22 protein-coding genes are annotated in these 24,301 nt (G+C 72.3%); 16 read left to right on the top strand and 6 right to left on the bottom strand.

What is annotated here, in order from left to right; genetic code table 11:
- Positions 1-168: 168 nt before the first annotated feature.
- A complete protein-coding gene (locus ACFV6E_RS24615; RefSeq protein WP_385174659.1) occupies positions 169-990 on the bottom strand; it encodes a BTAD domain-containing putative transcriptional regulator in 822 nt (273 codons plus the stop codon).
- A gap of 185 nt (positions 991-1,175) precedes the next feature.
- Positions 1,176-2,330, bottom strand: a complete 1,155-nt coding sequence (locus ACFV6E_RS24620) for an oxygenase MpaB family protein (protein ID WP_385464593.1) — start codon at positions 2,328-2,330, stop codon at positions 1,176-1,178.
- Between the two features lie 824 nt (positions 2,331-3,154).
- Between ACFV6E_RS24620 and ACFV6E_RS24625 the strand changes: the two genes are divergently transcribed.
- A complete protein-coding gene (locus tag ACFV6E_RS24625) occupies positions 3,155-4,705 on the top strand; it encodes an RICIN domain-containing protein (protein ID WP_385464596.1) in 1,551 nt (516 codons plus the stop codon).
- A gap of 69 nt (positions 4,706-4,774) precedes the next feature.
- Here ACFV6E_RS24625 and ACFV6E_RS24630 read toward each other — a convergent pair whose 3' ends face one another.
- The 4 genes from ACFV6E_RS24630 to ACFV6E_RS24645 all read right to left on the bottom strand — a co-directional run bounded on the left by ACFV6E_RS24630 (position 4,775) and on the right by ACFV6E_RS24645 (position 7,365).
- Positions 4,775-5,596, bottom strand: coding sequence for an SAM-dependent methyltransferase (locus tag ACFV6E_RS24630; RefSeq protein WP_385464598.1), 822 nt, complete (start codon positions 5,594-5,596; stop codon positions 4,775-4,777).
- A 130-nt stretch (positions 5,597-5,726) separates the two neighbouring features.
- Positions 5,727-6,173, bottom strand: coding sequence for a MarR family winged helix-turn-helix transcriptional regulator (locus ACFV6E_RS24635; protein WP_385464601.1), 447 nt, complete (start codon positions 6,171-6,173; stop codon positions 5,727-5,729).
- A gap of 80 nt (positions 6,174-6,253) precedes the next feature.
- Positions 6,254-6,760 carry a BTAD domain-containing putative transcriptional regulator gene (locus ACFV6E_RS24640; protein WP_385464603.1) on the bottom strand — a complete coding sequence of 169 codons (507 nt, stop codon included), beginning with the start codon at positions 6,758-6,760 and terminating at the stop codon, positions 6,254-6,256.
- Positions 6,761-7,167: 407 nt separating this feature from the next.
- The gene (locus tag ACFV6E_RS24645; RefSeq protein WP_385173993.1) at positions 7,168-7,365 is read right to left on the bottom strand and encodes a hypothetical protein; all 198 of its coding nucleotides are present in this window, start codon (positions 7,363-7,365) and stop codon (positions 7,168-7,170) included.
- Positions 7,366-7,560: 195 nt separating this feature from the next.
- Between ACFV6E_RS24645 and ACFV6E_RS24650 the strand changes: the two genes are divergently transcribed.
- The 15 genes from ACFV6E_RS24650 (at position 7,561) to ACFV6E_RS24720 (ending at position 24,300) form a co-directional block, all read left to right on the top strand.
- Positions 7,561-8,148, top strand: coding sequence for a DUF4255 domain-containing protein (locus tag ACFV6E_RS24650; RefSeq protein WP_385173990.1), 588 nt, complete (start codon positions 7,561-7,563; stop codon positions 8,146-8,148).
- Positions 8,145-8,873, top strand: a complete 729-nt coding sequence (locus tag ACFV6E_RS24655) for a carboxypeptidase-like regulatory domain-containing protein (RefSeq protein ID WP_385173987.1) — start codon at positions 8,145-8,147, stop codon at positions 8,871-8,873. The genes ACFV6E_RS24650 and ACFV6E_RS24655 overlap by 4 nt, the downstream gene beginning before the upstream one ends.
- A gap of 11 nt (positions 8,874-8,884) precedes the next feature.
- Entirely contained in the window at positions 8,885-11,140 is a 2,256-nt protein-coding gene (locus ACFV6E_RS24660; RefSeq protein ID WP_385464606.1) for a phage tail sheath family protein, read from the top strand.
- 104 nt (positions 11,141-11,244) lie between these two features.
- Positions 11,245-11,700 carry a phage tail protein gene (locus ACFV6E_RS24665; RefSeq protein ID WP_385173982.1) on the top strand — a complete coding sequence of 152 codons (456 nt, stop codon included), beginning with the start codon at positions 11,245-11,247 and terminating at the stop codon, positions 11,698-11,700.
- Position 11,701: 1 nt separating this feature from the next.
- Positions 11,702-13,201: a phage tail sheath family protein gene (locus ACFV6E_RS24670; RefSeq protein WP_385173979.1), complete on the top strand. Its 1,500-nt coding sequence runs from the start codon at positions 11,702-11,704 to the stop codon at positions 13,199-13,201.
- Positions 13,198-13,716 (top strand): phage tail protein, encoded by a 519-nt coding sequence (locus tag ACFV6E_RS24675; RefSeq protein WP_385173976.1) that lies wholly within the window; start codon positions 13,198-13,200, stop codon positions 13,714-13,716. The genes ACFV6E_RS24670 and ACFV6E_RS24675 overlap by 4 nt, the downstream gene beginning before the upstream one ends.
- 14 nt (positions 13,717-13,730) lie before the next feature.
- Positions 13,731-13,907, top strand: a complete 177-nt coding sequence (locus tag ACFV6E_RS24680; protein ID WP_385173973.1) for a putative phage tail protein — start codon at positions 13,731-13,733, stop codon at positions 13,905-13,907.
- Positions 13,904-14,575 carry a LysM peptidoglycan-binding domain-containing protein gene (locus tag ACFV6E_RS24685; protein ID WP_385464608.1) on the top strand — a complete coding sequence of 224 codons (672 nt, stop codon included), beginning with the start codon at positions 13,904-13,906 and terminating at the stop codon, positions 14,573-14,575. Before ACFV6E_RS24680 ends, ACFV6E_RS24685 begins: the two co-directional genes overlap by 4 nt.
- A 10-nt stretch (positions 14,576-14,585) precedes the next feature.
- Complete coding sequence (locus ACFV6E_RS24690; protein WP_385173967.1) at positions 14,586-15,767, top strand: phage late control D family protein; 1,182 nt, start codon at positions 14,586-14,588, stop codon at positions 15,765-15,767.
- Positions 15,764-16,459: a phage baseplate assembly protein V gene (locus ACFV6E_RS24695; RefSeq protein WP_385464611.1), complete on the top strand. Its 696-nt coding sequence runs from the start codon at positions 15,764-15,766 to the stop codon at positions 16,457-16,459. The genes ACFV6E_RS24690 and ACFV6E_RS24695 overlap by 4 nt, the downstream gene beginning before the upstream one ends.
- The gene (locus ACFV6E_RS24700; protein ID WP_385464614.1) at positions 16,456-16,878 is read left to right on the top strand and encodes a GPW/gp25 family protein; all 423 of its coding nucleotides are present in this window, start codon (positions 16,456-16,458) and stop codon (positions 16,876-16,878) included. The genes ACFV6E_RS24695 and ACFV6E_RS24700 overlap by 4 nt, the downstream gene beginning before the upstream one ends.
- The gene (locus tag ACFV6E_RS24705) at positions 16,875-18,824 is read left to right on the top strand and encodes a baseplate J/gp47 family protein (protein ID WP_385464617.1); all 1,950 of its coding nucleotides are present in this window, start codon (positions 16,875-16,877) and stop codon (positions 18,822-18,824) included. The genes ACFV6E_RS24700 and ACFV6E_RS24705 overlap by 4 nt, the downstream gene beginning before the upstream one ends.
- Complete coding sequence (locus ACFV6E_RS24710) at positions 18,821-20,863, top strand: putative baseplate assembly protein (protein ID WP_385464619.1); 2,043 nt, start codon at positions 18,821-18,823, stop codon at positions 20,861-20,863. The genes ACFV6E_RS24705 and ACFV6E_RS24710 overlap by 4 nt, the downstream gene beginning before the upstream one ends.
- Positions 20,860-22,860 (top strand): phage tail protein, encoded by a 2,001-nt coding sequence (locus ACFV6E_RS24715; RefSeq protein ID WP_385464622.1) that lies wholly within the window; start codon positions 20,860-20,862, stop codon positions 22,858-22,860. Before ACFV6E_RS24710 ends, ACFV6E_RS24715 begins: the two co-directional genes overlap by 4 nt.
- A gap of 18 nt (positions 22,861-22,878) precedes the next feature.
- Positions 22,879-24,300: a hypothetical protein gene (locus tag ACFV6E_RS24720; protein ID WP_385464624.1), complete on the top strand. Its 1,422-nt coding sequence runs from the start codon at positions 22,879-22,881 to the stop codon at positions 24,298-24,300.
- The last annotated feature ends 1 nt before the right edge of the window (position 24,301 follow it).

Consider the following 24,301-nt stretch of genomic DNA (forward strand, 5'->3'; position numbering starts at 1 on the left):
CCGCCGGACAACCGGATCCGGGAAACACTGCTGCCCAGCCCGGCGCGGGAGGGATCGTCTGCGCGCCCGGCGTGGAAGTTGTCGTCTGTGCGCCCCGCCCGGAAGCGGCCGTCCGCGGGCCCGTTGCGGAAGCGGCCGCCCGCGCGTCCGGTGCCGAAGAGATCGTCCTCACGCGAAGTGCGGGAGACCGCCGCACCCCTGTGCCAGGTCGTCGTCCCGGCGCAGGATCGCCCGCTCCAGCGCGCGCAGTTCCCGGCCCGGCTCCAGCCCCAGTTCCGTCGCGAGCACGCTGCGCGCCCGCCGGTAGGAGGCCAGCGCCTCCGCCTGCCGCCCCGACCGGTACAGCGCCATCATCAGATAGCCGTTCAGCCGCTCGTTCAGCGGATATTCGCCGACCAGACCGGTCAGTTCGGGTACCAGCGTCCGGTGCAGACCGAGCCGCAGCTCCAGCTCGATCCGCTTCTCCGACGCCGCGATGCGCTCCTCGTCCAGCGGCGCGGCGGCCCGGCGCGCCGCGTCCGCGTGCAGCCCGGACAGCGCGGGACCGCGCCACAGCGCGAGGGCGGACCGGTACAGGCCGACCGCCCCGTCCCGGTGGCCCCGCGCCTGCGCGAGATCCGCCGCCGCCGTCCTGCGCCGGAAGACCTGGACGTCGAGATCGCCCGGCCGCGCGGGCAGCACGTAACCGTGCGGCCGGGTCTCGATCCCGGGACCCGCCGGCGCCGTCTCGGCGAGCCGGTGCCGCAACTGCGAGATGCAGATGTGGATCTGGCCACGGGCGGTGGACGGCGGCCGCTCGCCCCACACCGCGTCGATCAGCCGCTCGGTCGCCACCACCCGGCCCGCGCTGAGCAGCAGGGCCGCCAGGATCAGCTTCTGCCGCTCCCCGCGCAGCGGCGGCGCGCCGGTCGCGGGTCCCACCTCCAGCGGCCCGAGGACGCGGAAGAACGGCAGGTCGCCGGGGTGCGGACGGGGGGCGGGGACCAGCATGGCTCTTCTCCCTGACAGCGCAGCGCACGGTGCCGTACTTCGCGGACTGTCGCACAGTAGACCGACCGCTGATTACCTCTCAAGGCGCCCGAATCGGCACAGAGGGGCTTGAGCCATTTCCACCGTCGGCCGTCCTGACGCGACGGACCTGCCGTGCTCCCCGGCACGGCAGGCCGCCCGGGGACTCAGCGGTCGTCGCCGAGTTCCTGGTGCATCTGGGGCTGGTCGTCCTGGCCCTGGGTGAGCGCCGCCTTCTCCATCTCGCGGAACGCGCTGGAGGCGACGCCGAGAATCTCCTTGTAAGGGTTGACGCCGACGGTGTCCTCGGCGGTGCCTCCCAGGAGCCCGCCGCCGAGACCGCTGACGGCCTTGTGACCCGCCGCCAGCGGCCCCGCGGCGGTGTCCAGGAAGCCGCGGGGCAGGCCCGCCATGTCGGCGTACTGGTCGGTCAGCGCGGTGCGGACCATGGCGACGAACGCGTCGTGGAAGGGGCCCGGGACGAACTTCTTGTAGTAGTCGAGGGCCTGCTTCGTCATGAAGACCCCGTCGTCGGTTTTCTTCCACTCCCTGTCCCGTTCCTCGGTCCACACCCGGTCCACCGCGTCCACGTCCTTGGGCAGCACCCACTTCTCGGGGGTGCCGAGGTAGTGGTTGACGTAGTGCCAGGCGCACATGAACCCGTGCGCGTCGTCCGCGGACACGTCCAGGCCGAGATTGCGCATGGCCTGGAGGATCTGCACGCTGAAGACGCAGGAGGCGCCGGTGGTGTACTTCTGCGAGACCGGCTCGCCCCACTTGTCGTAGTCCCACTGACCGCTCTTCTTGTGCAACTGCCGCACGGAGGCGTGGACCAGGCGCACCTTGGTGACGTTGGCGGCCAGCGTCCCGTCCGTCATCGCCCCCTGCTTGTCCATGTCGATGAACAGGCGCGAGGACTGCGACAGCCGCCGGCCCGGCCCGTCGACACCGCCCAGCCGTCCGGTGGAGCGCAGCGTGAACGCGCCGGTCGGGGACAGATAGGTGCCGATCAGGCCGACGGTGCCCTGGAGCATGGCCACCTCGCCGCGGTGGCGGGAGAAGAACTTCTCCGCGGCCCTGACATCGGCGTCGCTCCAGCCGGGCGGTTCGGCCTCCGCGGCGCTGAGGAACTCCGCGAGCCGCGGCGGCAGACCGGAGCGGTCCTGGCCGTGCTTGAGGGTGGCGACGGTACGGAACAGGGCGTTGACCCCGTCCACTTCGCGGTGGTCGATCAGGTCGGACACGAGCGCGTCGGCCTCCGGGTCACCGACCTGGTTCGCCGCCTGCAATTCCTGCGCGGCGTTCTCGATAGACAGCGGCATGGTCAAACTCCCTCTGCTCGGTGGACGTTCGGCTGGGACCGGCCCGGCCCTGCTGCCGCCACTCCGCCACTCCGCCACTGCGCGACTTCGCGACTTTGCGACGGCTACCGGAACGGACCACTCAGCCGGAGTGCTGCCGGTGATCGTCGCAGCGGCCCCACGCACTGGCGATGCCCCGATCGTGGGACGTGGGCGTACGCCCCACGCGCGGCGGCCGCGAGCGGAACACCGCCCCGCACTCCGCACTCCGCGCCGCACCCCGCCCTCCGCTTCCCACGCCGTCCTGCGCCCCCCGACGCCCTCCGCTTCCCGCGCCGCCTCCCGGTGTCCGCGCCGCCCTCCGCGCCCCGCACGGTCGCCGCCACCACCCGGCGGAACGGCCGTCCGCCGGCCCGGAACGCCGGAACGCCCCTGTTCGACCCGGCGGTTACGGCTCCCGCACCACGCACGCCTTAGGTCCCCTTCCGTCGCGAATGACCTCGTCAGCGCAGTCGTCTCAACCATTTACATCGATGTACAAGCGGCTCTACATTGACGCCAATGTGTCCGCAGGAAGGAATGCCGTGTTGCCGTTCCTCTCGTTCCGCGTCTTCAGACGCCAACGCCCCCCATCCGCTGGTCACAGCGCGACCCGATCACAGGGATCGGGATCCAGCGCGCTCCGCTTCCGGCGTACCGCACAGACCGCGGCCCTGGGTCTGACCGTCCTCCTCGGCCTGGCCTACGGTCCCCCAGCCGCAGCCCTGACCGCCGCCTCCACGGCCTCGTCGGCCTCGTCGGCTTCGTCTGCCTCCTCCGCCACGGCCGCCGCGGCCGCCACCGCGGTGGACGACGCCTCCGTGCTGGCCACCGGCACGGCGCTGGGCGACGGCACCGGGCTCTACCCCCGGGCCATTCGGCTGGCGCACAACGGCTCCGCGAACGGCCGGGTCATCGCCAGCGTCGTGTCCTTCAGCGGCAACAACGGGATCGGCGCCATCTACGAGAGCACCAACGACGGAGCGTCGTTCTCGCGGGTGGGCGGCGTCTCGGACCCGGAGTCCGCGAGTGGCCAGGGGCTGTGCTGCACCACGCTGTTCGAGCTTCCCCGGCAGGTGGGCAGCCTCCCCGCCGGCACCCTGCTGTGGGCGTCCTCCGCGGGCCAGGACGAGACGGACCGGCGCATGTCGCTGCGCATCTGGCGCAGCAACGACGTCGGCCGCACCTGGTCCTACCTCTCGGCCTGCGCCACCGCGACGACCACCGGCGGCCTGTGGGAGCCCGAGTTCTCCGTGGCCTCGGACGGCGCCCTGGTGTGCCACTACTCCGACGAGACGGACTCCGCGCACAGCCAGAAGCTCGTGGCCGTGCGCAGCTACGACGGCGTCACCTGGCAGGGCAAGCACGACACCGTGGCCAGCACCCTGTCGACCGACCGTCCGGGCATGCCGGTGGTGCGCCAACTGCCCAACGGCACCTACTTCATGAGCTACGAGATCTGCACCCCGAGCGGCCAGTACCAGTGCGTGGTGCACTACCGGACCTCCGCGGACGGCTGGAACTGGGGCGACGCCACGTCGCTGGGCTACCGGCCCGAGACGGTCGACGGCAAGTACTTCCGCGCCGCGCCCACCATCGCCTGGGCACCGGCGCCGGACGGCAGCCCCAACGGGCGGATCCTGCTGATCGGGCAGCGCCTGCTCAACAAGGACGGCTCGGTCGCCTCGGACAGCGGGCACACCATCCTCGCCAACACGGAGAACGGCTCCGGGCCCTGGTACGAGATCGAGTCGCCGGTGAACGTGCCGTCGCCCGAGATCAACTACTGCCCGAACTACAGCTCGCCGCTGCTGCCGTCGGCCGACGGCACGAAGGTGCTGGAGATCGCCACCGACTACGACGGCACCGTGTGCCGGCCCTACTTCGCCACCGGCAGCCTGCTCGGCAGCTCGGATGCGACCGGCGTCACCGACGGCGCGACGTACCGGCTGGTGAACGCCAACAGCGGGCTCTGCCTCGACGTCTCCGCCGACTCCCGTGACCCCGGCGGCAACATCCAGCAGTGGACCTGCAACGGCCTGAACCCGCAGAAGTGGACGCTCCACGCGCGCGGGAGCGGCTACTTCACGCTGACCGGCCTGAACAGCGGCTACTGCGCGGACGTCGAGAACGGCTCCGCCACGGCGGGCGCGAACGTACGGCAGTGGTACTGCAACAGCGCGGCGGCGCAGGACTGGAAACTGTCGAACGTCGGCCGCGGCTACTACCGGCTGATCGTGAAGTCCAGCGGCCAGTGCCTGGACGTGGCGAACGGCTCCCGCGAGGCCGGCGGCAACGTCCAGCAGTACACCTGCAACGGCCTCCAGCCGCAGGTCTGGCGGCTGGAGAAGGTCTGACCCGACGGGTTCGTCCGACGACGGGTCACCCGACGGGTCAGTGGTCGCCCTGCCGTAGGCCCCCGGGGCCTACGGCACGCGGGCGACCGCCGCGTACATGGGGCTGGCGAAGCCGTCCTCCTGGCCGGGGACGGCTTCGCCCAGCTCCGGGTGCCACTGCTCGGCGAGCACCACGCCCGGCTCGACGAGGTCGAGTCCCTCGAAGAAGCGGGTGAACGCGGCGCGGCTGCGCGGGGCCAGCGTGAGCCCGCTCGCCTTGTACTTGCTGTCGGCCTCCCGGGTGACCTCGGCCGAGTGGAAGTCGGAGGTGATGTGCGACAGGACCACGTAACTCCCCGGGGCCGGGGCGGCCTTCAGCCGGTCCACCACCGCCTGGGCGCCGTCCTCGTCGCTGAGGAAGTGCAGCAGCGCGATCATGGAGAGGGCGACGGGCCGGCCGAAGTCCAGGATCTTCCCGGCCCGTTCGAGGATCAGCTCCGTGTCGCGCGCGTCGGCCTGTACGTAGTCGATGGCGCCCTCGGGGGTGCCGCGCAGCAGCGCCTCGGCGTGCGTCAGGACGATCGGGTCGTGGTCGCAGTAGACGACCCGGGTCTCGGGGGCGACCCGCTGCGCCACCTGGTGCAGATTGGGCTCGGTGGGTATGCCCGTGCCGATGTCGAGGAACTGCCGCACGCCCTGGGCCGCGGCCCACCGGGTGGCCCGCTGCATGAAGGCCCGGTTGATCCGCGTGATCACGGGGATGTTCGGTTCCAGCGCCATGAGCTGCCGGCCCATCGCCTCGTCGACGGGGTAGTTGTCCTTGCCGCCCAGGAACCAGTCGTACATCCGTGCGGGGTGAGGTCTGCTGGTGTCGATCCGGGGAAAGCCGGACGCGCCGTCCAGTGCGGACATCGTGAACTCCTGGGAGACGTGACGAAGGATGTGATCAACCGCGCGTCAGTCTAGGCGAGTTGACCTGGCGGAGTGGCCGGTCGGACGACCGCGCGGCCGTCCGCGTCGCCACCCCGCCGGACACCCGTCCTCAGTCGTGCGTCAGCCGTTCCAGTACGGTCATCGCCGCGATCACCGTGCGGCGTTCCTCCTCGGTGCACCGCTCCTGGAGCCGGGCGGCCAGCCACTCGGTGCGGGCCTGGCGTCCTTCCTCGACCCGGCGGCGGCCCTCGGCGGTCAGTGCGACGAGCTGGCGCCGTCCGTCGTCCGGATCGGGGCTGCGCCGCACCAGGCTCCGCGCGGCCAGCGCGTTGACGGTCGCCGTCATCGACTGGTGCCGCACCCCCTCGACGGACGCCAGATCGCTGACCGTCACCCCGTCCTTGCCGGAGAGCCGGGCCAGGGCGGACGCCTGGCCCAGCGTGAGGTCCTCGACCTCCGAGGCGTTCAGGATGCGCCGCCGCAGACGGCTGATGACGGCGCGGACCTGGTGCGACGCCTGGACCGCCGAGGCCGACGGGCGGGGACTCTCACTCATGTCCCCACGTTAACCTGTACAGGCTCACCTGTCCAGGTAAGCCTGTACAGCTAAAACTGCGTAACGGACGGGGGCGAGGGTCAGGCGCCCGAGTGCTGGAGCCGTGATCGTCCGTTGTGTTCGGTGCGGGGTGGCAGGAGGGCTCGCAGGGATGCGGAAGGTTCGAGTCCCAATTCGTTCTGCAGGGTACGGCGGCATTGTTCGTACTGGCGCAGTGCCGCGCCCCTGTTGCCGGCCGCCAAATGTGCCCTCATCAATACGTGATGGGCGCTTTCCCTTAAAGGTTCGGTGCGTACGGCGGTGAGTCCGGCGGCGACCGCTTCACCGTGGCGCCGCGCCGCCGTGAGTCGTTCGGTCATCGCCTCCAGGGCATAAAGCCGCAACTGACGGTATTGCTCCTGCTCGATCAGCATCCAGTCGTTTTCCGGCCATTCCGGCAGCAGGTCGGCCGACAGGTCTGTGAGGGTTTGCATGGTGAGGATGTCGTCGCAGGTGCGTGAGTTGTCCAGCAGTCGGTGGGCGCGCGCCACCGACTGGTGCAGATCGACGACGATGTCCTTGGAAATCGCCAGTTCGTGCGAGGACACGTCGATGATGGGATGGCCCGGGCGAGTCGCTCGCCAAAGGGATGATCTCAGGTTGGCATTGGCGCGGGACGTGGTGACGTTCGGCCAGAGGATTCCGGCCACGTAGGCGCGGGATCGGGGCATGTCCTGCAAAGCCAGGAATGCAAGAAGTCGTTGAGTGCTGGAACATACCGGAATGCGGGTGTGATCAATCGTCAGTGCGAATCCCTTGAGCAGTCTCAGGGAGATGGGATGTGATTGTCCGTTCATCGACGCCCCCGGTGACGATGTCGGCTTCGGTGATCTTCGGTCTGTCTCCGTGTGACTCCAGAGATTCCCGATGCCATGTTACGAGCAAGTTATGATCGCAGGCTCGACTATTAACGCGGCGGGCGTCAAAAGGGAATCACCGGTGCGTCGCAGAAACGTCACGCACCGCGTTCCAGGAGCTCATCGAGCCAGGTCCGCACCACCGCGAGGACATCGGCGGTCTTGCTCACGGCGGTGGGGGGCTCCTGCTGCCCCTCGACGCTCTGGAGGATGCGTGCGCGGAAGCCGTCCTCCCGGTCGTTCTCCACCCACACCCGGAGGATCAGGACGCCGGATCGCGCTGAGGGAGTCTCCATGAGAGACCGAGTGTGCCGCACCGCTGTCACCCCGGCGTTGTCGATCCGTGTCCGCCGACGTCATCGCGAGCGGCGCCGACGGACGCGCCGACGCGGCGGTGACGCCGGTGTGACGGGCGAGTCGCGGACCGATCACAGGGGGCTCTGCATCCTCTCGGTGTACGTCGTCAGCGCGCCGGCCAAGGGGGGCTTCGCATGGGTGACTTCGGTGTGATCGCCGATGTCTCGACCGTCATCGTGGACGCCCTGACCCGCTCCCTGGCCGCGTTGGGCCAGGGCCCCGACGTGCCGCCGCCGAAGGCGGAACTCAACGACCTCTCCGAGACGGTGCAGACGACCGAACCCAAGCTCACGGTGTTCCTGTACGAGATCGCCGAGGACCCCACCTCGCGCAACCGGCCCCCGGTGCGCTCCCAGCCGCCCGACCCGCTGACCGTACGCAAACCGCCGATGGCCCTGCTGCTGCGGTACCTGATCACCCCGTGGGGCGGCAGCCAGGAGACGCAGCACCAGATGCTCGGGCGCGCCCTCCAGACCTTCTACGACGACGCGATCCTCGACGGCCTGCAACTGGCCGGCAGCCTCGCGGGCAGCGCCGACTCGCTGCACGTGACCCTGACACCGCTGACCCTCGACCAGAAGTCCTGGGTCTGGTACGCGATCCAGAAGCCCTACCGGCTCTCGCTGAACTACGAGATCCGCGTGGTCAACCTGGACTCGGCCGTCGAACTGCCGGTGCGCCCCGTACGCAGCCGGATCATCGAGGGGACGCCGACCTCATGACCGCCTTCGTACCCCTCACCCGGTCGACGCTCTACAGCCCCGTCTGGCTGGTGCCCTACGACGACTTCGCCCGCAGACCGCGCTCCGCGGGCGTGGAGGCCGCCCTCGAACGGTCCGACGGCGCGGGCGGCTGGGTGCCGCTCGACGACAGGGCGGTGCGCACCCCCAGCGGAGCCATCGCCTTCCCGGGACTCGGCAGGCGGTCGGAGCCGTGGGCGGCCCGGCCCGAGCCGCACCGGATCCGGCTGTCGGCCGCCGGCTACCGGCCGCTGTACCCGGCCGACGGAGAGCCGTTCTCGGCGGACCTCGCCGCCATCGAATTCCTGGTCCACCCGTACGACAACACCAACCCCCCGTCCGTGGAGGCCTCCCCGCGGCTGGTCCGGCTGCTGCCCTCAACCGCCTTCACCTACCCGCCGTACGTGCGCACGGTGCGCGGCGTCGTCCTCGACGCGGCCACCCGCGCACCCGTCGCCAACGCACTCGTCGAGGCCGAGGGACACACGAGCGTCGAGCACACGCCGTGGCACGAACGCACCCTGACCGACGCCACGGGCGCGTTCCGGCTCGCCCTGCGCTGGGAGGGCGAGAAGGCCCCCGTGCCCTCCGTCGAGGAGACATTCCTGCTGGTGGCCACCGAACGGCCGGGCCGGGCCGGGTCGCTGACCGTACGCCTGCCCCAGGACGCCGAGAGCCGACACGTCATCGAGATCCGTGAGCAGTGAAGGAGCCATCCATGGCCGAGTATCTGAGCCCCGGGGTCTACATCGAGGAGATCGATGCGGGGCCACGGCCGATCGCGGGGGTGAGCACGAGCACCGCCGGCATGGTCGGAGTGACCGCTCGTGGCCCGTACACCGGGAAGCCCAAACTGGTCACGAACTTCCTCGAGTTCCAGACGGTCTTCGGCGGCTTCCTGCCCGAGCCTGACGCCGACGTACGCGACGCCTGGGTCAACAACCCGTCCGAGGGCGGCCGCTGGTGGCTGTTCCCGCTGGCGGTCAAGGGCTTCTTCGACAACGGCGGCCAGCGGCTCTACGTCAAGCGGGTCGCCAGCGCGGACGCGGCACCCGCCTCGGGCACCCTGGTCCAGGGCCTGGTGAGCCCGATCGCCGCCGGCGCGGCGGCCGGCGCGACCAGCCTCCAGCTCGGCCACCTGATCGGCTTCAGCGGCGTCGACCAGCAGCTCACGATCCACCGCGGCGACGACCAGACGGTGATCACCACCGTGCAGGTCGCCGACTACGACGTGACCGCCCGCCGGATCGAGCTGCGGGCGCCGCTGGAGGCCGGGGTCAGGACCTCCCGCGGGGACTACGTCCAGGCCGGGAGCCAGGACGGCCGGCCCGAAGAAGCGCTGCGGCTGTCCGCGGTCAGCCCCGGCGCCTGGGGCGGCGGCGTCCAGGTCCGCGTCCAGCCGACGGTCGGCGCGTCGCTGCCGGTGCTGCCCGACCCGCAGCAGGGCGCGCTGTTCATCACGCGGCTCGCCGCGGCCGCGGCCGCGGACAGCGAGACCGTCGAGGTGGTCGCGGTCGACGGGCTCGATGCGGGCACCGTGACGGTGCAGATCGGCCCCCGCCGGTTCGAGGCGGAGGCGAGCGCGGCGGCCGAGGGCAGGGTGACGCTGACCTTCCCGGCGGGCACCACCCACGCGGCCTGGGACCGCGGACTCACCGTGCGCCGGGTCCGGCTCGGCAACCCCTCGGGCGGAGCGAGCCTGCACATCGGCGGCGCGAGCCGGCTGTACGAGGGCGCCGTCGTCCAGATCGACACCGGCACCGCACTGAAGGTGCACAAGGTCCAGTCGGTCCTGGACGACCAGGTGACCTTTGACGGGAACATCCCCGACAGCCTCTACGAGAACGACCGCATCCAGCTCATCGAGGCCGAGGTCAGCACCCGGTTCACGGATGCGGGCGGGGCCGCGGTCACCGAGACGTTCCCCAACCTCCGGCTCGAGGGCGACAGCCCGTCGAACGTGGTGACCGCCCTGGAGAGCCGGTCCCAGCTCGTCCGGGCCACGGCACTGTCCCTGTCCGGCGACCCCGCGCGGTTCCCGGTCTCCGCGACCGGCTCCTGGCTGACGCTGGCCGACGGCGACGACGGGTACGACAGCCTCAGCGTGGCGGACTTCGTCGGCACGGACGGCGGCAGCGGCCGGCGCACCGGCATCGTCGCCCTGGAGGACATCGACGAGGTGGCCGTCTGCGCGGTGCCCGGCATGTGGTCGGGCACCGTCGAATCGGCGCTGGTCACCCACTGCGAACTGCTCAAGGACCGGTTCGCGATCCTCGACCCGCGCGACGGCCTCGACATCGAGGGCATCCAGACGTTCCGCGAGCCCTTCGACACCAAGTACGCGGCGCTCTACTACCCGTGGCTGGTCACCCAGGACCCGTCCACCGGGCGCGACGTCGAGGTGCCGCCGTCGGGGCACATGGCCGGGATCTACGCCCGGGTCGACGTGGAGCGGGGCGTGCACAAGGCTCCGGCCAACGTCGTCGTGCGCGGTATCAAGCAGACCGACGGCTTCGCCGCGGACATCACCAAGCGGCACCAGGACCTGCTGAACCCCAAGGGCATCAACGCGCTGCGGTTCTTCCCCGGGCTCGGCCACCGGGTGTGGGGCGCGCGCACGCTGTCCTCGGACAGCTCGTGGAAGTACATCAACGTCCGGCGGCTCTTCCTCTTCCTGGAGGAGTCGATCGACGAAGGCACCCAGTGGGTGGTCTTCGAGCCGAACGACGAGGCGCTGTGGGCCCTGGTCCGCCAGACGGTCACCAACTTCCTCACCACGGTCTGGCGCAGCGGCGCGCTCGCCGGCACCACCGCCGACGAGGCGTTCTTCGTCGCCTGCGACCGCACCACGATGACCGAGGACGACCTGGCCAACGGCCGGCTCATCTGCGTCATCGGGGTCGCGCCGGTCTTCCCGGCGGAGTTCGTGATCTTCCGGATCCAGCAGAAGACCCGCGAGACCCAGCTCACCTGAGCGCCGAGCCCGGGCGCCGAGCCCGAGCGCCCCACCGAGCCTGAGCACCCGACCGGGACCGAGCGCCCGGCCGGGCCCGGGCGTCCGACCGAGGAGAGGCCAGCATGCCACCCGTGACCAGGGAAGATCCGTACGCGTCATACAACTTCCAGATCATCGTGACCAACGTCAGTGACGACGGCGTCGCGGTGAGCGGCTCCTTCACCGAGATGAGCGGTCTGGAGCTGGAGATCCCGCCGATCGAGTACCGCAACGGCAGCGAGGACATCACCGTCCGCAAGATCCCGGGCCTGAAGAAATTCACCAACCTCACCTTCAAGCGCGGGGTCACCGGCCACGTCGGCTTCTGGAACTGGGTGACCGAGGCGCTCAACGGCAAGGTGCGCCGCACCTCCGGCTCGATCGTCCTCCTCGACGAGAACCGTCAGGAAGCAATGCGGTGGAACTTCGACCGGGGCTGGCCCACCAAGTACACCGGGCCGACGCTCACCGCGACCAAGAACGAGATCGCCATGGAGACGCTCGTCCTGGCGGTCGAGAAGCTGGAGATCGACGTCTGACATGACCAGCGAAGCGCTTCCCGGCGTAACCCTGACGTTCGCGCCCCGCGGCTTGGACACGGAGCCGCTGCGCACGGACGTGGCGGCGTTCCTCGGCCGGTTCCGCCGCGGCCCGGTCGGCACCCCGGTGCGGGTGGAGAGCTGGAACGACGTCGTGGGCGCCTTCGGACCGCCACCGCCGGAGGGCGCCTTCGCCACCCCGTACGCACTGCGCGGCTTCTTCGAGAACGGCGGCCGGACGGCCTGGGTGCTCCGGGTGTCCGGGCCGGCCGCCACCGCGCAGGTCCGCTGGGAGGCCGGGGACATCGGCGGATTCGGGGCGACGGCCTACCGGGTGGTCGCCACCAGCCCGGGCGGCTGGGCCAACGGCGTACGGGTCGCCGTCCGCTACCAGGCGAGCACCGTCGCCGGACCGCCCACGGTGAGCCTGCGCGTCACCGTCCCCGGCGAGGCACCCGAGACCTTCCCCGGCCTGCCGCCCGCCGGCGTGGCCGACGGGGTGGCCGCCTCCCGCTACATCCGGCTCGTCCCCGACGGCGAGCCGCCGTCCCCCGACGGGCCGGGACCGATCTCCGCGTCCTGGGACCTGACGCTCGCGGGCGGCACCGACACCCCGCCGGGGCGTCAGGAGTACGCGGACGCCGTGACCGCGCAGTCCGAGCTCCCGGAACCGGCCCTGGTGGCCCTGCCCGACCTGGGCACGGACCTGACCGGCACCGCGCACTCCGACCTGGTCCTCGACCTGCTGAACAGTGTGCTCCCGCTCCTGGACCGCCTCGTCGTCCTGGACGTCCCGCCCGAGCACGACTCCGTGGACGCCACGGTCGAATGGGTCGGGTCACTGACCGGGACCGGCGACAACGCGCTGCTGAGCTGCGCGGCCGTCCACCACCCGCCGCTGCGGGTGCCCGACGGCACCGCGCTGCGCACCGTCCCGGCGTCCGGGCACGTCCTGGGCGTGATCGCCCGGCTCGACGCGGAACGCGGCGCGCACCACACCCCCGCGAACGCGGTGATCCTGGAGGCCGTCGACCTCGCCGCCGACCTCCCCGAACCCCAGCAGGTCCGGCTGTTCGACGCGGGCGTCGACCTGATCCGGTGCACCCGCGGCCGGGGCCTGACGGTGTGGGGCGGACGCACCCTGTCCGCCGACCCCCGCACCCGCTACATCGCCCACCGCAGACTGCTGCACCTGCTGGTGCGCGCGATCCGGCGGGTGGCGAGCCCGCTGGTCTTCGACGTCAACTCGCCCGAACTGCGGCTGACCCTGGTGCGCGCGATCACCTCGGTGCTCCTGTCCGCCTTCCGGGCGGGCGCGCTCGCCGGGACCAGACCTGAGCAGGCGTTCCGGGTGGTCTGCGACGACACGAACAACCCGCCCGAGCAGGACCCGGGGCAGCTCGTCTGCGAGGTCGAGGTCGCCCCCGCCGTGCCCATGGAGTTCATCCGGCTGCGTCTCGTACTCGGCCAGGACCGCGGTCTGGAGGTGATCGAGGCATGACCCAGGATCCACTGCCGAAGTACCGCTTCCTCGTGACGCTCGACCCGGGTGACGCGTATCTGCCGTCCGCGCAGGCGCTGTTGCTTCCCCTGGTCGCGGCCGGCGCGTTCCAGGAGGTGGCCGGGCTCGGCGCCCAGCTCGAGGTGACGAGCTACCCGGAGGGCGGCCGCAACGACTCCGTCCACCAGCTCCCGCTGCGCCACTCCTGGAACCGGATCACCCTCAAGCGCGGCGTGGCCCGCGATCCGGGCCTGTGGGCCTGGTACCAGGCCGGACTCGCCGACTCGCTCGGCGCCCGCCGCGACGGCGCGGTGATCGTGCTCGCCCCGGACGGGACGCCCGCGGCGGCCTGGGCGTTCCACGGCGGGCTCGCCGCCAAGTGGAGCGGCCCCGACCTGCACGCCGAACAGAACGCGGTGGCCATCGAGTCGCTGGAGATCGCACACGAGGGGCTGACCAAGGTCCTTCAGGACACCGTGGCGAACGCCCTGCCGCAACAGAGCCAAGGGAGGTGACCGGAGTGCCGAAGGTGACCATTCACAACCTCGAGGTCCGGTTCCAGGTGGAGGGCGACGACGGCGCCGTGTTCACCCGCCTGTTCAACAAGCACATCCAGGCGTGGTCGAAGCTGTACGAGGACGAGTGCGCCCGCGTGAAGCACACCGAGGCCGAACGCCGCTTCGGTGACGAGGAGGGCGCGCTGTGAGCGTGACGCCCGTCTCCTTCGCCCGGCAGGGCGCCGCCCAGGCCCGCCTGGAGATCGTCCGGCCGGTCATCGCCGACGAGCGGCAGCGGCGCATCCCGCTGCGGTTCAACCCCGCCGACTACAAGCTCAGCAAGAGCAACACCTTCGCCGAGATCACCATCCCCGGCCTGGAGACACCCCCGCTGCAATACGTGCGCGGCGGCACCGAGACGCTCACCGTGCAGGCCCTCGTCGACACCTCCGACACCCTGGAAAACGTACGCACCGCGTACGTCAACGCCCTGCGGAACCTGCTGCGGCCCGACAGCCGCGAACACGCGCCGCCCGTCGTCCGGTTCGTCTGGGACGAGGAGGTCTTCACCGGCGTCCTGGAGAAGCTGGACGTCAACTACCAGCTCTTCCGGCCCGACGGCGTGCCGCTGCGGGCCATGCTGGACATCTCCCTCAAGGAGTTCAGGCCGGCCGCCGTCCAGGTCGCCGAGACCCCCCGCTCCTCGCCCACGGTGGAGAAGAGCTACGTGGTGCGCCGCGGCGACACCCTCAGCTCCATCTCCTTCGCCCTGTACCGGCGCCCCGACGCCTGGCGCGAACTGGCGCGCGCCAACGGGATCGACGACCCGCGGGACCTGCGGCCCGGCCGGGTGCTGACCGTGCCCCGGCTGCCGTGAGGAGGACGCGATGAGCTCTCCCACGCCCGAGGTCGCCTCTCCCGACCGGTACGCGCCCGAGTTCGAGGTGCGCATCGAGGGCCTGGAGATGGACCCCTCCACCAAGAACGACATCATCGACATCAAGGTGAACCGGGACATCGACGAGATGTCCGGCTTCGACCTCACCCTGAACAACTGGGACGACGCCAACCTGCGCTTCAAGCACAGCGACTCCACGAGCCTCCAGCTCGGCGGCCGGGTCTCGGTCCGGCTCGGCTACGCCGACCAGCTCCTCACCGTCGCCACCGGCACCATCTCCACTCTCAGCCCGAAGTTCACCGACAGCGCCTCGCCCACCGTCGCGATCAGCGGAGTCGACGGACTGCTGAAGCTGAAGGACCGCAAGCCCGAGGAGAACGAGACCAAGATCTACCGCAACAAGGCCGACTGGCAGATCGCCCAGGAGATCGCCCGGCGCAACCACCTGCGGATACAGGTCACCGAGGAAGGACCGGTCCACGACATCGTCGTACAGAAGAACCAGGACGACGCCAGTTTCCTCCTGGAGCGCGCCAAGCGGCTCGACTTCGACTGCTACATCCTGCCCGACCCGGCCACCGGCGAGGACACGCTGTACTTCATCAAGCCCACCGACGGCCGGGACGGCCGCCCGATCCGCCTGTACCGCCTCGCCTACGCGCCCGGACTCTCCACCGGCCCCACGAACCAGCCCGAGGGCCTGATCCCCAACCTGATCGAGTTCACCCCGACGATGACGGTCTCCCAGCAGGTCAGCAAGGTCACCGTGCGCGGCTGGGACCCCCGCACCAAGGAGTCGATCGCGTTCACCGCGACCGCCGAGAACCTCCCCGCAGGACAGAACTCGGCCGACGGGCAGAGCGGGCCCGAGGCCGCCGAATCGACGCTGGGCGGACGCCAGGAGGTCGTCGTCGACGCACCGGTCACCAGCGACCAGGAGGCCCGCGAACTGGCGATCAGCCTGCTGCGTGAACGCGCCTACGAGTTCATCACCGCGACCGGCAAGGTCGCCGGACTGCCCGAGCTGCGGCCCGGCGACAACCTGGAGATCTACGGACTCGGCCGCCGGTTCTCCGGCACCTACTTCGTCAAACGGGTCGAGCACACCCTCAGCACCAGCGGTTTCTTCACCCAGTTCACCGGACGCCGGATCCACCAGGGGGACCAGTGACAGCCAGGACCACGCCACGGGCCCGCTCCACCGACAAGCGGTACTACGGGGTCGTCACCGCGCTCGTCGTGGAGAACGACGGCGACGACGAGGGCCGGGTCAAGCTCAAGTACCCGTGGTTCGACAACACCACCGTCACCGACTGGTGCCGGATGAGCCAGCTCTACGCGGGCAACGGCTACGGCTCCGTGTTCGTGCCCGAGGTGGGCGACGAGGTGATCGTCGCCTTCGTCCACGGCGACATGCGCCTGCCCATCGTCCTGGGCGGCCTCTACAACGGCAAGGACAAGCCGCCGACCGCCCGCACCGACGGCCGCGACCAGAAGATGATCCGCACCAAGCACGGCCACGAGGTGCTGCTCGACGACACCGGGTCCAAGGCCGCCGTACGGATCACCTCGGCCGCCGGGCACGTGGTGGAACTCGACGACGAGGGCAAGGAGATCCGGATCACCGCGGCCGGGGGCGGCAAGGTGACCGTGACGGCGCAGGGGGACATCACCCTGAAGGCGGAGAAGGTGGTGGTCGACTCCGCCGGCACGATCGAACTCGGCGCCGGCGCGAGCCAACCGCTCGTGCTCGGCAACGTGCTGATGGCCGCGTACAACACGCACACCCATGGGGGTCCGGGCAGCCCGCCGAGCAACCAGCTCACGAAGACCGCACTGACCGAGAAGGCGAGGGCGGTATGAGCGAGGAGTTCCTCGGAACCGGCTGGCGCTTTCCGATCCTGCCCGACGAGGCCGGGCGGCTCGGCTACGCCGTCGGCGAGGAGAGCATCGAGCACTGTCTGCGGGCGCTGCTGCTCACCGGCCGGGGCGAGCGCGTCATGCAGCCCGAACTGGGCACGCGCGCCGCGGAGCTGGTGTTCGCGCCGGGCAGTGTGCAGAACCTGCGCGACCTGGAGAGGTCGATCGCCGAGGCCGTACGCACCCATGAGCCGCGGGTGGAGCTGGACGAGGTCCGCGCGGAGGCCGACCCGGCCGACGAGTCCCGGGTCACCGTCTCGGTCGTCTACCGCATCCGGCGCAGCAACACCAAGGCGAACCTGGTGTTCCCGTTCTACGTCGGTCTCACCGGTCTCACAGGCCCCACGGGGAGCACGCCATGACCCTGCCCGCGCCGAAGCTGGACGACCTGACCTGGGCCGACATGATGGCGGCCATCCGCCGCCGGATCCCGGCCGAGTCGGACGGCATCTGGACGCTGCACGCGCCCGTCGACCCCGGCGTCACCCTGCTGGAGCTCTTCGCCTACCTCCTCGAACAGCGGCTGTACTGGCTCGACCAGGTGCCCGACACACTGGTCGTCGCCATCCTGCGGCTGCTCGGACTCGAACCGCCGCGCCCCGCCGTGCCCGCGGCCACGGTGCTGCGACTGTCGGCCCGGCGGCCGGACACGGCCGTCCCGGTCGTCCCCGCGGGGACGGCGCTGACCCGGGACCCGATGGGGCGCGTCGTCTTCACCCTGGACGACGACGTCACCGTCCTGCCGCTCGCCGAGGACGGCGAGGTCACCGTGTGGACCGACCGGGACCGCACCGCCGATCTGCGGGCCGGGCGGGGCGTCGCGCTCCTGGCGGGTGACGGCGGGGCCGCCGAGGCCCGGTTCACCCTGCCGCTCGCCGGGGCGGAGCCCGCGCCCGGCCCGGTCAGTCTCCTGATCGCCCTGGACGCCCCGGCCGCCGCCGTGCCGTCCTGGCTGCCCGGCGCCGTCTCCGACGTGCCCCCGCCCGCCGGACTGACCTGGTCCTGGTTCCGGCCGGACACCGGTGTCTCGGGCCCGTTCGAGAAGGTCGAGGACGGCACCGGCGGGCTGCGGCGCTCCGGGATCGTCCGGCTGCACCCGCCCGCCGGCTGGACCACCGAGGACCGCGGCGTACTGGTGTCGACCACGGCCGCGACCTACGCGGCACCGCCCCGGCTGACCCGGCTCGCCGTCAACGTCTCCGCCGCCCGCCACCGCCGTGAGTTCACCGCGCAGGCCGCCGATCTGGCGGACCAGGTCCACGCCTGGCTCAAACTCCCCGGCCAGCACCTCGTACTGCCGGACGCCGCGGGCCGGCTCCTCGACGCGGCCGTGCGCCTGGACGGCGATGAGTGGCTGCCCGTACCCGACTTCACCTTCGGCGCGCCGACCGACCGGGTGTACCTGGCCGACCGGACCGAGGGCGCGGTGGTCTTCGGCGACGGGCTCACCGGACGTATCCCGCCGCCGGACACCGAGGCCGTCGTCGGGTACGCGCTCGGCGGCGGCCGGGACGGCAACGGCGGACTGACCGCCAACTGGACCGCCACCGACGACACCCCGGTAGAACTCGGCGCCGTCACGGCCGCCAACCTCGTACGGGCCGAGGGCGGCGAGGACCCCGAGACGGTCGACGCCGCACGGCAGCGCGCCGCGGGCTCGCTGGGAGAGGTGACCCGCGCGGTCACCGCGGACGACTACGTCACCCTCGCCCGGACCACCCCGGGCGTCGCCGTCGCCCGTGCCTACGCCGCCCTCGGCGAGCACGCCGGGTTCCCGTGCACCCAGGTGCCCGGCGCGGTGACCGTCCACATCGTCCCGGCGGCCCCGCGCACCGACCTCGGCCGCGAGGACTTCACCGCCGCGCCGCAGCCCGACCCGGGCATGCTGCGCGCGGTCGCCGCCCGCCTGGACGAGGCCCGGCTGCTCACCGCCGAGGTCTTCGTGCGCGGGCCCCGCTACCGCGACGTGGCGCTCCGCGTCGACCTGTCCGGCTCCCCGGCCGACCGCGCCCGGGTGTCCGCCGTCCTCGCCGCCGCGCTGCGCCGCTTCCTCGATCCGCTCGTCGGCGGCGAGGAACAGGACGGCTGGCCGTTCGGGGAGGCGCTGCGCCCGTCGGCCCTCCTGCGGGCCGCGCAGCGGGCCCTGGGCGATCTCGCGGACGTCGCCGCCGTGGCGATCGGCCTCGACGGGGCCGACCCGGAGGAGGACTGCAACGAAGTGCCGCTGGGCGCGGGCGAACTGCCCGTACTGCGCTCGGTGCGCACCCGGATCGTGGCCGTCGTCGAACCGGGGGAGGGCCTGGCATGACCGGCGATGTGTGGTGGGAGAAGGACGCGCGTACCGAGGGCGAGATCGTCCCGGGCCCCGGGCCCTCCGGGGTCCAGCCCGAGCTGGTCGAGGCGGCCCGGGAGGCGGTCCGCAGCGACGTACGCGGCCGGATCCCCGGATACACCCCGGACTGGACCGACCCCGACCGGCAGGACGCCGGGGTGGCGCTCGTCCGGCTCTTCGGCACCCAGGCCGAGCCGGTGCTCGCCCGCGTCAACCGGCTGCCGGAGAAGCTGCTCGCCGAGCACCTGGCGACGGCCGGGGTGCGCAGACGGCCCGCGGGCGCCGCCGCCGCGCTGCTCGAGTTCACCGTGAACCCGCCCGACGGCGCCTCCGTGCTCGTCCCGGCCGGCTTCCAGAGCGCGGCCTCCACCGCGGCGGGCCAGGTCGTCTACGAGACGGAACAGGACCTGTACGCCACCCCGGCCACCCTCGGCGCGCTCGCCGTCGAGGAGGCCGGGACCCTGGAGGACCTGCCGCTCGGACCGGCCGGACCGGGCCGCCCGTTCCCGCCGTTCGGCCAGGACCCGCAGCCCGGCAACGGCCTGTGGATAGGCCTCGCCGGGACGGCCGCCCCCTACCCGAGCCTCTCGCTCGGCTTCGTGGTCGTCGCCACGGCGCCCGCACCCGTGGACTCCGGCGGTCCCACGCCCCTTCCGCTGTCGCCCGCGCCCCTGCTGCGCTGGGACGTCCTCGACGGCACCCGGCTCGTCCCCGCCGAAGTGGTAAGGGACTCCACCGGCGGACTGACCGCCGACGGGACCGTGGAACTGAGGGTCCCGCGCGCGTGGGAGCCCGGCAGCCCGCCCGGCTCGCGGGCCAGGGCCAGGGCCCGGCTGCGCTGGCTGCGGTTGCGGATCGCGCACGGCGCCTTCGACGGGCCCGCGCCCGTGCTGTCCGGGCTGCGGCTCAACATGGTCGCGGCCACCGCCGCCCGCACGGTCAGGAACGAACCGCTGCAACCGGTCCAGACCCCGGGGGCCGACAGCTCCCGCACGATGCTGCTCAGCCAGACGCCCATCCTCGCCGGATCCGTCGTCATCGAGGTCGACGACGACACGGCCGGCGACGTGTTCGGCACCACGGCGGGCACGTCCTCGCGCTGGCAGGAGGTGGAGAGCCTGGCGGCCTACGGCGCCGACGACCGGGTCTTCACCGTGGACCACGAGAGCGGCGCGGTGACCTTCGGGGACGGCGTCCACGGCACGGCCGTGCCGCCCGGCTTCCGCAACGTACGGGCCGTGCGCTACCGGGTCGGCGGCGGCAGCGCCGGAGCCGTGCGCGCCGGTGCCGTCAACGGGGTGGTGACCGCGCTGCCGTTCGTCACCGGCGTCAACAACCCCTTCCCGGCCACCGGGGGGTCGGACGCCGAGCCCGACGCCGACGCGATGCGCCGGGGCGTCGGCCAGCTCCGCGCCCGCGGCCGGGCCGTGGCACCGGCCGACTACGGGCTCCTCGCCACACAGGCGCCCGGCGCGTCGGTGGCCCGCGCCCAGGGCGTGGCGGGCCTGCACCCCGACTTCGCCGGGGTGCCCATCCCGGGCGTCGTGGGCGTCCTCGTCGTACCGCCGGGCGACGACAGCGGTGAGCCGCCCGTGCCCACCGCCGCCACGCTGCGGGCCGTCACCGAGTACCTGAGCCGCGAGGTCGCCCCGGCCGGAGTCACCGTGGTCGCCGCCCCCGCGCCGTACCGGAGGGTCGCCGTGGAGGCGTGGGTCACGCTCGACCCGGACCTGGACCGGGCCACCGTCCTGACCGGCGCGGGCGACGCGGTCCGCACCTACCTCGATCCGCTCACCGGCGGCGAGAACGGGGCGGGCTGGCCGTTCGGCGGCGCCCTGCGGCACACCGCGCTGGTCCGGCGGCTCCTCGCGGCCGACGGCGTGCTGGCCGTCTCCCGGCTCTCGCTCCTCGTCGACGGCGTACGGCAGCCGGCCTGCGCCGATCACGCCATCCCGCCGCACACCCTTCTCTGGCCGGAGCGCCCGCTGCTGATCCCGGTAGGAGACCGGACATGACGTGCACCCCGCACCCCGCCACCTTCCGCCTCCTGGACCCCTACGTCGGCTGGGAGGAGCCCGCCGCCGGCGAGCCCGGTATCGACGGCATCGTCGGGTTCGACGACCCGGCCGGACTCCGGCTCGCCCACAGCGGCTCCGCACCGGAGGGACCCACCCGGGAGCAGCTGCTGCCGTGGTTCCCCGACCCCCGCCTTGCGCCGGGCTGCGGCCCCTGCTCCTGGTACCTGCTGGTCCCGGACGCGGCGGACGGCCCCGGGCTGCTGCGCCGCGACGTCTGCGCGGGCACCTGGACGAGCGTGTGGCCGCGCGGGCACGGCCCCCGGCCGCTGCGCGATCCCGTCTCCGTCGCCGCGCGGGGCCACCGGCTGGCCGTGGTCGACGGCGACCGCGTCCTGGTGTGGCGCCGCGAGGGAGAGCAGCTCGCCGGTGTCATCGGGCTCCGCGAGCCCCGGTGGGCCGCGCTCGGCGCCGACGACGAGGTCCTCGTCGCCTGCGCCGACGGCACGGACCTGCGCAGGTTCGACTCGACCGGCGCCTTCCGCGGGGTGCTGCGCACCGGCGCGCGAGGAGCGGTCGCCGGACTGCGCACCGGCCCCGACCGCACGGTCTGGCTGCTCACCGACGACGACGGGCGGCTGACCCTCTACCGGGGCACCGGGCGGGGGCACGGGCACGGCGCCTTCCGCACCGCCACCCCGGACGAACTCGCCGCGGCCCTGCCCCCGTCGGCACTCGTCTCGGCGGACGCGGACGGATTCTGCCTGCGCGAGAACGGCCCGGACGGCGCCGTGACCACCTGCTGCACCTGGCAGGGTGAGCCGCGCCAGAACCCGCCGGCGGCAGGCACCCCGTATCTGACCAGCGGTTCGCTCCTCACCGGGTTCATCGACAGCGGTATCTCGCGCTGTCGCTGGCACCGCGTCCGGGTGGACGCCGACGTGCCCGCCGGCACCTCGGTCGCGGTCCAGATCGTGGTGTGCGAGGGCGAGCAGTACGGCGAGAGCGACTGGCAGGCATCGCCTCCCGGAGTCACCGACTTCCTCGTGGACCAGCCCCCGGGACGCCGGCTGAGGCTGCGGCTGCGGCTCACCGGGGACGGCGGCGCGACCCCGGTCGTCCGCCGGATCCGGCTCGACTTCCCCCGCTCCACGAGCGCCGAACTGCTGCCGCCCGCCTACCGCCTGGACCCGGCGGCCGACGACTTCACCGAACGCTTCCTGTCCCTGTTCGACGCCTCGCTCGCCGACCTGGACAGGGTCATCGAGAGGTACCCGGCGCTCCTCGACCCGGCCGGTGTGCCGGACCGGGTGCTGCCGTGGCTGGCCGGGCTCCTCGGGCTGTCCTTCGAGGCCGGCTGGGACGCCGGCACGCGCCGGAAGCTGCTGGCGGCGGCCCCTGAGCTGTACCGGCGCCGGGGCACGCCGTGGGCGCTTCAAAAAGCGGTGAACATCGTGTTCGGGGTGAGCCCGGTCATCGACGAGCAGGCGACGGACCGCCGCTGGGCGTATCTGCGCGAGGCCGTCGGTCCCCCGGGAGCGTCCGGCGCCGCGGCGGCCCGGGGACTGGGTTCCGTACGGCTGTTCAGCCGGTCGGCGAGCCGGTTCCGGATCGGCGGCTCGACGCTCGGCGGGGCACCCCTGCGCGCGTACGGGTCGCCGGACAGCGACCCGCTCACCGTGGACGCCCACCGCTTCCGGGTGCTGCTGCCCGCCGGTCCGGCGGACGAACAGGCGCTGCGCCGGCTGGTGGAACGGCAGGCCCCGGCGCACACGGTGGGTTCGGTACGGACCGGCGGCACGGGCTTCGTGGTCGGCTCCAGGTCCACCGTCGGCGTGGACACGGCGTTCGTACCACTGCCGCCGCCCGTACTGGGCGGCGCACACCCCCTGCGGCTGGGCCGCGACGGGGTGCTCAGACCAGGACCGAGAGGGTTGCGCCGAGGGGTGGGCGCCGGAGTCGTCTCCGCCGTCGGTGTACATACGCAAGCGTGGTGATGTGGTGAGGAGCCAGCGATGACGGAGACAGGGACGCGCAGGCCGGAGGAGTTCGACGCGCCGCCACTGCGCAGGCTGCGGTATTTCCACGGCCAGATGCTGAGCGCCAGGGACTTCCAGCGCGAACAGGAGTACTACCGCGAGAAGCTGAAGCTGCGCATGCGCTGCCTGCTCGGCTACGGCGTGGTGTGCGGCCTGTTCGTGGAGCCGGTGGGGCACGGTCATGACGGCCACGACGACCATGGGGGTCACGACGGGCACGACGGCCATGACGGGCACGACGGCCATGGCGGTCACGACGATCACGGCGGTCCCCGGGTGGACGAGGCGGCGGAGGCGGCGGAGGCACAAGCGTCGTCGGACCGCTTGGGACCGGACGACACGGAGACGGAGCGCGGCCGGCCCGAGGCCAAGGTGCGGCTCACGCCCGGCCTCGCCGTGGACTGCGACGGCAACGAGGTCGTGGTGCGCGGCGGCTGCGTGATCGACCTGTGGAAGGCGCTGCCCCGGGACGAACGGGACGCGGACACCGTCTGGGTCGGCATCCAGTACGCCGAGCGGGCCGTCGAGGCCACCCGCGCCGTCTACAACGACGGCTGCGCGGACACCTCCGACTGCGAGTACGGCTGGACGGAGGAGTGCTACACCGTCCGCGTCACCGGCTGCGAGCCCCCGGCGGACGAGCGCTGCGACACCTGCTGCTCCCCGTGCGGGCACAAGACGCTCTGGCTGGCCAGGATCGACTGCGCGGACCGGCACGAGCCGGTGCGCAGGGACCGCATCCACATGAACGTGCGCCGCCCGTTCGGCCGCCACGTCCCCACGGTGATCACCGGTGTGAACTGGATCCACGGACACACCTACACCATCGACGAGGCCAGGGAACTGCTCGGCACCCAGGACGAGCACGGCGGCCTGCGGGTGCGGTTCTCCGGGGACGTACGGGCCGACTCGCTGAAGCCCGGCGTGGTCGAGCTCCAGGTGATCGAGGGCGGCAGCGGCCGCAACGCCTCGAGCTGGTACATGGGCGGCAAGTTCACCGAACCGGACGACGACTCCTGCGAGTTCACCCAGGAGTTCAAGTACCGGCAGACGACGCGCGAGACGCTCCAGGACGGCGACCGGCTGATGATCACCGTCAGGACCGCGTTCCTCCTGGACCGCTGCTGCCGCCCGGTCGACGGCACCCACGTCGGCGGACGCGTCCCGCTGATACCCCGGCACCACCGGGACGCGGACACCACCGACGCCGCCGGCAGCGGGGCCGCCGGCCCCACCGATCCGGCCGGGAGAACCGAAACGGCCGGTGGATCCGATGTAGATACGACGGCCGGACACCGGGGCTGTGACGTCCCGCCGTCCGGTGTCGGGCCCTGGACGTCCGGCACCGGAGCGGGTGGGGACGTCTTCGAGAGCTGGTTCTTCGTGAAGGAGCGCTGAT

Source organism: Streptomyces sp. NPDC059785 (assembly GCF_042732375.1).
GTDB lineage: Bacteria > Actinomycetota > Actinomycetes > Streptomycetales > Streptomycetaceae > Streptomyces.

Bases quoted from the DNA above. Each gene is read 5' to 3' on its own strand.
- ACFV6E_RS24615 (WP_385174659.1), bottom strand. From the start codon at position 990: ATGCTGGTCCCCGCCCCCCGTCCGCACCCCGGCGACCTGCCGTTCTTC.
- ACFV6E_RS24620 (WP_385464593.1), bottom strand. From the start codon at position 2,330: ATGCCGCTGTCTATCGAGAACGCCGCGCAGGAATTGCAGGCGGCGAAC.
- ACFV6E_RS24630 (WP_385464598.1), bottom strand. From the start codon at position 5,596: ATGTCCGCACTGGACGGCGCGTCCGGCTTTCCCCGGATCGACACCAGC.
- ACFV6E_RS24635 (WP_385464601.1), bottom strand. From the start codon at position 6,173: ATGAGTGAGAGTCCCCGCCCGTCGGCCTCGGCGGTCCAGGCGTCGCAC.
- ACFV6E_RS24645 (WP_385173993.1), bottom strand. From the start codon at position 7,365: ATGGAGACTCCCTCAGCGCGATCCGGCGTCCTGATCCTCCGGGTGTGG.
- ACFV6E_RS24650 (WP_385173990.1), top strand. From the start codon at position 7,561: ATGGGTGACTTCGGTGTGATCGCCGATGTCTCGACCGTCATCGTGGAC.
- ACFV6E_RS24655 (WP_385173987.1), top strand. From the start codon at position 8,145: ATGACCGCCTTCGTACCCCTCACCCGGTCGACGCTCTACAGCCCCGTC.
- ACFV6E_RS24660 (WP_385464606.1), top strand. From the start codon at position 8,885: ATGGCCGAGTATCTGAGCCCCGGGGTCTACATCGAGGAGATCGATGCG.
- ACFV6E_RS24665 (WP_385173982.1), top strand. From the start codon at position 11,245: ATGCCACCCGTGACCAGGGAAGATCCGTACGCGTCATACAACTTCCAG.
- ACFV6E_RS24670 (WP_385173979.1), top strand. From the start codon at position 11,702: ATGACCAGCGAAGCGCTTCCCGGCGTAACCCTGACGTTCGCGCCCCGC.
- ACFV6E_RS24675 (WP_385173976.1), top strand. From the start codon at position 13,198: ATGACCCAGGATCCACTGCCGAAGTACCGCTTCCTCGTGACGCTCGAC.
- ACFV6E_RS24690 (WP_385173967.1), top strand. From the start codon at position 14,586: ATGAGCTCTCCCACGCCCGAGGTCGCCTCTCCCGACCGGTACGCGCCC.
- ACFV6E_RS24700 (WP_385464614.1), top strand. From the start codon at position 16,456: ATGAGCGAGGAGTTCCTCGGAACCGGCTGGCGCTTTCCGATCCTGCCC.
- ACFV6E_RS24705 (WP_385464617.1), top strand. From the start codon at position 16,875: ATGACCCTGCCCGCGCCGAAGCTGGACGACCTGACCTGGGCCGACATG.
- ACFV6E_RS24710 (WP_385464619.1), top strand. From the start codon at position 18,821: ATGACCGGCGATGTGTGGTGGGAGAAGGACGCGCGTACCGAGGGCGAG.
- ACFV6E_RS24715 (WP_385464622.1), top strand. From the start codon at position 20,860: ATGACGTGCACCCCGCACCCCGCCACCTTCCGCCTCCTGGACCCCTAC.
- ACFV6E_RS24720 (WP_385464624.1), top strand. From the start codon at position 22,879: ATGACGGAGACAGGGACGCGCAGGCCGGAGGAGTTCGACGCGCCGCCA.